6 protein-coding genes are annotated in these 9,151 nt (G+C 39.3%); 5 read left to right on the top strand and 1 reads right to left on the bottom strand.

Going from position 1 to position 9,151, the window contains the following annotated elements; all coding sequences use genetic code 11:
- A partial coding sequence (locus tag F6K22_RS20900) for a DUF4347 domain-containing protein (protein ID WP_293102111.1) occupies positions 1–2,830 on the bottom strand: 2,830 nt, incomplete at its 3' end.
- A 247-nt stretch (positions 2,831–3,077) separates the two neighbouring features.
- On the opposite strand from F6K22_RS20900, the gene F6K22_RS20895 reads away from it, so the two are divergent.
- The 5 genes from F6K22_RS20895 to F6K22_RS20875 all read left to right on the top strand — a co-directional run.
- Complete coding sequence (locus F6K22_RS20895) at positions 3,078–3,398, top strand: hypothetical protein (RefSeq protein ID WP_293102108.1); 321 nt, start codon at positions 3,078–3,080, stop codon at positions 3,396–3,398.
- Between the two features lie 967 nt (positions 3,399–4,365).
- Complete coding sequence (psbB, locus tag F6K22_RS20890; protein WP_293102105.1) at positions 4,366–5,886, top strand: photosystem II chlorophyll-binding protein CP47; 1,521 nt, start codon at positions 4,366–4,368, stop codon at positions 5,884–5,886.
- Positions 5,887–6,071: 185 nt separating this feature from the next.
- On the top strand, positions 6,072–6,167 hold the full coding sequence (locus F6K22_RS20885) for a photosystem II reaction center protein T (protein ID WP_011613950.1): 96 nt from the start codon (positions 6,072–6,074) through the stop codon (positions 6,165–6,167).
- Positions 6,168–6,318: 151 nt separating this feature from the next.
- The gene (gene nrdR / locus F6K22_RS20880) at positions 6,319–6,870 is read left to right on the top strand and encodes a transcriptional regulator NrdR (protein WP_293102102.1); all 552 of its coding nucleotides are present in this window, start codon (positions 6,319–6,321) and stop codon (positions 6,868–6,870) included.
- A 1,179-nt stretch (positions 6,871–8,049) separates the two neighbouring features.
- Positions 8,050–9,151 (top strand): 30S ribosomal protein S1 (locus tag F6K22_RS20875; RefSeq protein WP_293102100.1); only part of this gene is annotated, 1,102 nt, incomplete at its 3' end.

Raw genomic sequence — 9,151 nt, 5'->3', positions numbered from 1 at the left:
CTGCTATAGTAGCATTGACAGGATTAGACAGATCAATATTAAATGTTTCGTCTAATTCATCTATAGTGTCGTCTATAATATCTACTGTAATACTGGCAGTAGTTTGACCTGCTACTATTGTTGTGGTATTGCTTATTCCCGTGTAGTCCTCTGGTGTGGTAGCTGTGTTGTCTGTAGTAATGTAGTCTACTGTAATATCTTGGCTACTGGTTTGATCTAAACTCAGAGTAAATGTGGCAGTACCATCGGCTTCGCTAACTGTAACATCATCTATTGATATTGCCGGAAGTGTAATTTCAAACGCACCAATATCAACTGTTGCTGTACCATCTCCATCACCATCTATAATTCGAGGAAACCCTGTACCTCGTTGATCGAAGTCCCCAGGTGGAACATCATCATTATTTCCACTATCAATAGCAGGATTAGTAGTAGTGGGAATTAAAGCATGGGTTTGTGTTAGACCTCCATTATCTGCTAAATTTGGGTCAAGTACAGTACTAGCATCTACACCTGTGATACTGGTTGAAATATCTGAGTTAAAGATACCACTGGTGTTCCCAATCAGATTATTATTACCAGAATCAATAGTTCCTGAAATATCAGGAGCTTGAATACCTTGATCTAAATCAATATTTCCTACAATAATGCTATTATATAAAGTTAGATCGCTATCAAAGCTAATAATTCCACCACCATCAGAATTTGCTGTATTGCCATAAATAGTGCTATTAGTGACTGTTGTATACCCTGCATTATTAATCCCACCACCATCTTCACCAGAACTGTTTCCAGAAATAGTGCTGTTAAGTATTGTAACAGTTTCAGCAGCATAAATACCACCACCAAGGCCATCAGAGCTGTTACCAGAAATGGTGCTATTGGCTATTACTATTGTATTAGAATCATTAGAATTAGAAATACCACCACCATCTTCACTAGAGCTGTTTCCTGAAACAGTGCTGGAATTTATTTGTACCTCACCACTACTGTCATTGAAAATACCACCACCATCACCATAAGTAGCATTATTGCTGGAAATATTACTATTATTAGTGATTGTTAGGATACCGTAAGTGTTAAAAATACCACCACCTATAGATCCATCATTATTAGAAATAGTGCTATTATCTATCGTTACCGTACTTGGGTTAGCACTATCACCAGTATTATTAATTCCTCCTCCAAAACTCTGCCCAGATCCTGATGGGATTGCAACATTACCAGTAATAGTGCTGGAATTTGTTACTGCTAAATAACCATAGACATGATTAAAAATACCAGCACCATCATATGCTGTATTGCCCGATATTGTACTATTGTCTAAAGTGACACTGCCTTCACTATAAATACCGCCTCCGTTCAAAGTAGCTGAATTTCCAGAGATTGTACTGTTGTTAAGTGTTACAGTGGTATTGTTCGTTGTATAAACGCCACCACCAGATGATGCGTTGTTATCTGAAACATTACTATTATTAGTGATTGTTAGGATACCGTAAGTGTTAAAAACACCACCACCTCTACGTCCATCATTATTAGAAATAGTGCTATTATCTATCGTTACCGTACTTGGGTTAGCACTATCACCAGTATTATTAATTCCTCCTCCATAACCCCCCGTAAATTCTCCTCCTCTTGCAACATTACCAGTAATACTACTGGAATTTGTTACTGCTAAATAACCATAGACATGATTAAAAACACCAGCACCATTAGATGCTCTATTGCCCGATATTGTACTATTGTCTAAAGTTATGCTACCTTCACTATAAATACCGCCTCCGTTACTGGTGGCTGAATTTCCAGAGATTGTACTGTTGTTAATTGTGACAGTAGTACCAGAATAAGCATATATACCTCCACCATTTGTAGCTAACCCATTACTAATTGTGACGCTATTAATCGTGACATTTGCTACTGTCGCTGTATTGCCAATACTAAAAACTCGCGAAGTATTATTACCACTTATAGTTAGATTAGCTGCACCAGTTCCTTCTATAGTTAAATCGTCAGTAATAAGTAATTGCCCAGGAATCCCTTCAATCGGATCACCTGCCAAAGTAATTGTCTGAGGCGTACCGAATACAGCAGGGTCAAAAATAATAGTGTCAGCACCATCACCAGTCTCTCCCAAGTCAGTAGTTGTATCGTTATTGGCAGCTTCAATTGCTTCCCGCAATGTTACTAACCCATCACCATTATTTATTATTAGAGAATCATCTGTACTATTAACAGTAATATCAGCAAATACTCCCCCATAACTTACCAACACCTCCTCCCCAAACGCCAAACCATCCCCAACATTCCCAACCTTAACCCCAAGTTCCCAACTACCACCCAACTCTGCACAACCAACACGACCAACAGCAGCAGCAACACCTACCCCACTCAACTCATGCAACCTTCCCACAAAAGCTGCCCCAATATCTCCCGCAGCTACCTCGCAACCATACAACAATATTCCACCATACCCTATCCCCTCACCCCAACTTTTCAACTCCGCTCCGTATCCTGCCAAATTCCCAATACTCAACCGAGTATTACCAAACTGCAAACTACCAGGGGAACCATGACAAACAATATGCAGACTAGAAACCCGACGATCGGCGATCGCCCTACTTACCTGTCTAACCCCATCCTCACCAGATTCCAGAATTACAACCTTTGCTCCCCGCAACACCCCCGATGCCAACATTCCATAATTTTCCACCCTGGGGTCAATAACTACCAACATCCCCAAACCAGGCGATCGCTTACTTACCAGAAAACTATTACTTGCAGAATTTTTGCAGAGAATATTATCATTGTGATTTGCAGTTAAAAGGTTCATAATCAATATTCCTGAATCTGGTTTATATTATATTTTTCCTAATTTCAGCTTGAATTCTGTAGTTGATAAAGTCGAATTTATTGTATAAATCAAATATAAATAATTCTATAGAAAAAACATTAAATTTTCAGCTTTTCCAGCCAATAGCCTAACTTTTTTCACATTACTTAATATTTGTTTGTAGATATTTTCAAGACTCTTATTTTTGATAAACTTATTAATAAATTAGTTAACCCGATCAAAGTCTGTGAAATACTTCTTCTTATCAGAGGGATGGGCAATAGGTCAAATCTGGACAGTAGGTGGCCTGTGGAATGAAATTGCCTGGAGACGAGCACCCGATATCAAAAAAATGTCAATCTGTCTGTGGGATAAAAACGAACAAATGTGGCTCCATCGTGTCGAAGATGCAGTTTTAATGGTAGAAATTTATCCCACTGCTGAAGCTCAACAGTCTGCTTCTAATCAAAATATTGGTAACGTTGTATTAACTCGCTTGATTGATGCCGAAAAAGTATTAGAATACCTTTCCAATACCTCAGCCATTTGTCAAACTCACCATATTTAAGTCAAACGACAAAATATAAAAGTCAAAAGTTAGTTAATTTCTAAGTAGGGTTTGCTGATTAAATCTAAAAGCTTTTACATATAAAGGCTTTAGCCTTTTGAAGTCTTGAAAAAATACCTGGTTTTTAGTTCTTCATACTCCTCAAGTTAGGATTTTGGGCTAACGCGAGGCAGAAAAATCACTCTTATAATTCTGACTCCTGCTTCCTCGCTCATTCCTCATTCCTCCTGTCTCCAGTCTCCTGTCTCCTGTCTCCTACCCTTACCCATAAGACTTTTTCAGCAAGCCCTAGCTAAAATTACTTGAATATCCACAATTAATACTATGTTCTTATTCTTTCTTCAATTTACTTGACTATTAACTTCAAAACTCTATACAATTCTTGAAAAAGTTTTAATTTTTATGCACTCATCTGATAAATTTGGCCATTCTGTCTGAAATAATCTTGATGATAGGACCAATATTGGAACAATTTATTCTTGAAGAGATCATAAATCTAAAAGATGCGGTTGGCTCGACCGTGAATGCCTGTGGATGAGTAACCGCCGACGGCCTCAGTGGAAGCAGGGACGTTGCATGCAACGTCCGTACACATCAAATTGTCACATTATGTGACACTTTGTGTCAGTTTTATCTCAACGTTGGTTGAAGACCCGCGCTCTCCGGAACGGGAGCGTCGGGATAAAAACCAATCAATATTGCGGTATTTACAATAGTATGCTATTTACAAGAGCAAGGCTGCTGGGCTAGCAGTGTCAGTCTGTGGAGCGACCGTAAGACCGTAAAGAGGTTCTGCCTCGGAGGCAGGTGCTATGAAGCAGAAAACCCCTATCAGCGATGTTAGGGAATCCCACCTTGTCGCTTAAGCGCAACGTCGGGATGATGTCAACAGCAGCAGCATAACAAGCAAAAGAAAAAAGCTTTCAGAATAGATTAGACATCATTATTTATAGGAGGAGCGTAGTCAATGGGACTACCTTGGTATCGGGTACACACAGTTGTTCTGAATGATCCAGGACGACTAATCTCCGTGCATTTAATGCACACTGCTCTAGTAGCAGGTTGGGCTGGCTCAATGGCCCTTTACGAACTAGCAATTTTTGATCCTAGCGATCCAGTCCTGAACCCCATGTGGCGTCAGGGAATGTTTGTTATGCCATTCATGGCTCGTATAGGTGTTACCCAATCTTGGGGTGGTTGGAGTGTTACAGGAGAAGTAGCTTCCAACCCTGGTTTCTGGTCTTTTGAAGGTGTAGCAGCAGCTCACATTGTTCTTTCTGGTCTATTATTCCTAGCTGCTGTATGGCACTGGGTTTTTTGGGACTTAGACTTGTTCTTTGACCAACGTACAGGAGAACCTGCTCTAGACCTACCAAAAATGTTTGGTATTCACTTATTCTTATCTGGTTTACTTTGCTTTGGCTTTGGAGCCTTCCACTTGACCGGAGTATTTGGTCCAGGAATGTGGGTATCAGATCCTTATGGATTGACGGGTTCTGTCCAACCGATAGCCCCAGCCTGGGGACCAGAAGGATTTAACCCATTTAATGCTGGAGGAATTGTAGCCCACCACATTGCAGCAGGAATTGTCGGAATTATTGCTGGTTTGTTCCACTTATCTGTAAGACCCCCAGAACGTCTCTACAGAGCTTTGCGGATGGGTAATATTGAAACAGTTCTATCCAGTAGTATTGCAGCAGTTTTCTTTGCAGCCTTTGTTGTAGCAGGAACAATGTGGTACGGCTGTGCTGCTACTCCTATAGAACTGTTTGGCCCTACTCGTTATCAGTGGGACAGTGGTTACTTCCAGCAAGAAATTGATCGTCGTGTGCAAGCTGAGTTAGCAGCAGGCAAAACTGCTTCAGAAGCTTGGGGAACTATACCCGAAAAATTAGCCTTTTATGACTACGTTGGTAATAGCCCTGCCAAAGGTGGTCTGTTCCGTGTTGGTCCAATGAACAATGGTGATGGTTTAGCTCAAGGTTGGCTTGGTCATCCTGTGTTTAAGGATAAGGATGGCGAGGAATTATTTGTACGTCGTCTACCTAACTTCTTTGAAACTTTCCCAGTTATTTTAACCAATTCAGAAGGTGTGGTTAAGGCTGATATTCCTTTCCGTCGTTCAGAGTCAAAATATAGTTTTGAAGCACAGGGTGTAACTGTTAGCTTCTTCGGTGGTGACCTTGATGGTCAAACATTCACTAACTCTGCAGATGTTAAGAGGTATGCTCGTAAAGCTCAGGGAGGTGAACCTATTGAGTTTGACCAAGAAACTTTAGGTTCTGACGGTGTATTCCGAACTAGCACTCGTGGTTGGTTTACTTATGGTCATGCTTGTTTTGCTCTCCTATTCTTCTTTGGTCATATTTGGCACGGATGCCGGACTTTGTTCCGCGATGTATTCGCCGGTATTGACCCAGACCTAGAGGAACAAGTAGAGTTTGGTTTATTCCAGAAATTGGGTGACTTGAGTACCCGTAGGGAGTAAACATCACAAAACAAATACTAAAATTTGGCATCAATACAATGATGGCCAAATAGTTATATCTAATCTTCAAATTTGATAAAAGTCCAACGATTACTTTGAAAAAAGTTACAAAGTATTTTCGTTGGACTTTTATTTACTATCAACTGGTAAACTAATAAAGAACTGGATTTTCAGGAAATTCCCTTATGGAAAGTGCAGCTTATATACTGGTATTAGCTTTGGCCTTAGGTGTAATATTTTTTGCGATCGCCTTCCGCGATCCACCTAGGATTGGAAAGTAATCATTCTTGATGAGTTTCCTATCCAAAAAATTGCCTTTTTGATCGGTTATGAGTGCTGAGTTCTCAGCCCAGCACTCATACCTAATAACTAATAACAAGTGGCCATCTCCCTGAGTTGGGCAAAATTATTTATGTATGAAAAATTTGAAGTATGCTATGTCCAATTTGCCAACATACAAATAGTCGTGTTCTAGAGTCCCGTTCAGCCGAATCTGGTAAGAGTATTCGACGTAGGCGGGAATGTATGAACTGCCAGCATCGTTTCACGACTTATGAAAGAATAGAATTTGTTACAGTAACAGTGATCAAAAGGGATGGTAAAAAGGAGTCTTTTGACAAGTCGAAATTACTTCGAGGTATTATCCGTTCCTGCGAAAAGACTGGTATTGAAGCTAGTCAGCTTGAAGCTTTTGTCAATGAAATAGAGGTTGAATTACAGGGGAGATCCCAGAGAGAAATTACCAGTGCTGAAATTGGTGAAATTGTTCTTAGTAAATTGAGTGCTATTAGTGAAGTGGCCTATATTCGTTTTGCCTCTGTTTATCGTAAATTTCAAGGTATTCGAGATTTTGTAGATACTTTAAATCATCTACAAAATCAAAAAGATAATTTAGAATTTGCTAGGACTTTGCCAAAAAGTTCTGACATTTCTTTACAACAAGATGCTCCAGATCATGAAACACCAGCCTCTTGTACAACTTAGTCTTGAACTTAACAATAGTAGACAAGTCGCTTGAAAAGATTATAACAAATTTCAAACCCTTGGTCTGTAAAGTTTGTAGTTCTTAGCACTGATAAGTAAGTATCTGAAATTATTGGTATCTCTAGGGCTAAGTACCATTGTTTCAGTTTATTTAGCGATAACTCTAGTAACTACAGCACTAATAGTAGTTCAAAGATATTTTTGGACTTAGCATCTGTTATATACCCAAGGCCAAATCCTGTCGCTAATGTCATGGGTTTCCTGTTTCACAGATGGATGGATCAACTAAGTGTTAACTCAGCGCAAGGTCTTACTTCGTCTCTAAGATGTTTGACTTGTCTTAATACTTCCCAGCCTAAGCTCCTTAGCCCAAGGGTTGAATATTTGGTTTGTAGATTTTGAAAGTTAATATGGGCAAATTTTGTGTACAAGTTATCTTCGTTCTTCCCAGTTTGCTAATCTTTACTGGGGTAAGACAATTAACTACTTCTGTTAGATTAATCTTACTATCCCGATACAGTTGGTGAGTCAGTGATAAGTTGTATTATACTACACATTTTCCACATTCCCATTAAGATACCAAGACAAGCGATAGGTGTGGGTATTCTGCCAACATCTAGATAAATTGGAAAGTTATCGATCAAGAGTGGCCAAAAAATAACTAGCATCATAATTGTGGTAAAATAAAGTGTTTTGAATCATAATGGTAGTTTAGGAACTTGGCTTGACTCGGTAAAATTTCTATTCTACTGATATATAGGCCTCACTAGAGTAAATTAACACTCTATGTAAATCAGACTATGAAGTTAGAGCGATCAAAAAAATGAAGTAAATACCCAAGCCTTGACTAGTGAAGTGGTATTTTTTATAAAAACTCTAATGGCCTGAAAAGTAACAGTTGCTTACCTAAATTATACAAAAAAATTGGTTTTTCTCTGAAACCATAGTTTTTGTAAAGGAAAGTTTTGTCTTATATATAACTTATAAAGTATAAGTAGAGAGATGCGGTTGGCTTGACCGTTCATGCCTGTGGAGGTCCTGCTGCCGACAGTGACTGTAGAAGCAGGAAGTAAACATTGAAATGTCATAACCAGTGACGTTTTATATCAGTTTTATGAAGCAGAAACTATCAAGACAAGTAAAAAACATTAAGGAGAGAAATCCCAAGAAAATACACGCATGATAAATTTGAAAACACCAGCCAAGGATATTGGCTTTACTCACGAAGATTTTGCAGCCTTACTAGATAAATATGACTATCACTTTAGTCCTGGAGATATTGTAGCAGGGACAGTATTTAGTTTAGAACCAAGGGGAGCATTAATTGACATTGGAGCTAAAACTGCTGCTTATATTCCGATCCAAGAAATGTCAATTAATAGGGTAGAAAACCCTGAAGAAGTTCTACAGTCTAACGAAACAAGAGAATTTTTTATTCTAACAGATGAAAATGAAGATGGACAGTTAACTTTGTCCATTAGACGGATAGAATATATGCGGGCTTGGGAAAGAGTCCGGCAACTACAAGCAGAAGATGCAACTGTGCGTTCTCAAGTATTTGCAACAAATCGTGGTGGTGCTTTAGTTCGGATAGAAGGTTTACGTGGATTTATTCCGGGTTCACACATTAGTACACGCAAACCAAAAGAAGATTTACTTAACGAAGAATTACCTCTAAAATTTCTAGAAGTAGACGAAGAACGCAATCGTCTAGTTTTAAGTCATCGTCGCGCCTTAGTTGAGCGGAAGATGAATCGCTTAGAAGTAGGGGAAGTTGTGATAGGCGCAGTTCGTGGTATTAAGCCTTATGGAGCCTTTATAGATATTGGTGGTGTAAGTGGCTTACTGCACATATCAGAAATTTCCCACGACCATATAGAAACTCCTAGCAGTGTACTAAAAGTCAATGATGAACTAAAAGTTATGATCATCGATCTAGATGCTGACAGAGGTCGTATATCTTTGTCAACGAAGCAACTAGAACCTGAACCAGGGGCAATGGTGAAAAATCCACAACTGGTATACGACCAAGCAGAGGAAATGGCAGCTAAGTTTAGGGAAAAAATGATGGCTGCTCAACGAGGAGAAACAATAGAAGAAACAGTAGAAGCATCGGAAGTTGAAGCAGTAGCAGAAACAGTAGAAACACCGGAAGTTGAAGCAGTAGTAGAAACAGTAGAAACACCGGAAGTTGAAGCAGTAGCAGAAACAGTAGAAACACCGGAAGTTGAAGCAGTAGCAGAAACAGTAGAAACACCGGAAGTTGAAGCAGTAGCAGAAA

Origin of the sequence: Okeania sp. SIO2F4, assembly GCF_010672385.1 — a bacterium.
In the GTDB taxonomy this organism is placed as follows: domain Bacteria; phylum Cyanobacteriota; class Cyanobacteriia; order Cyanobacteriales; family Microcoleaceae; genus Trichodesmium.
This window is presented reverse-complemented; position numbering and strand designations above follow the sequence as displayed.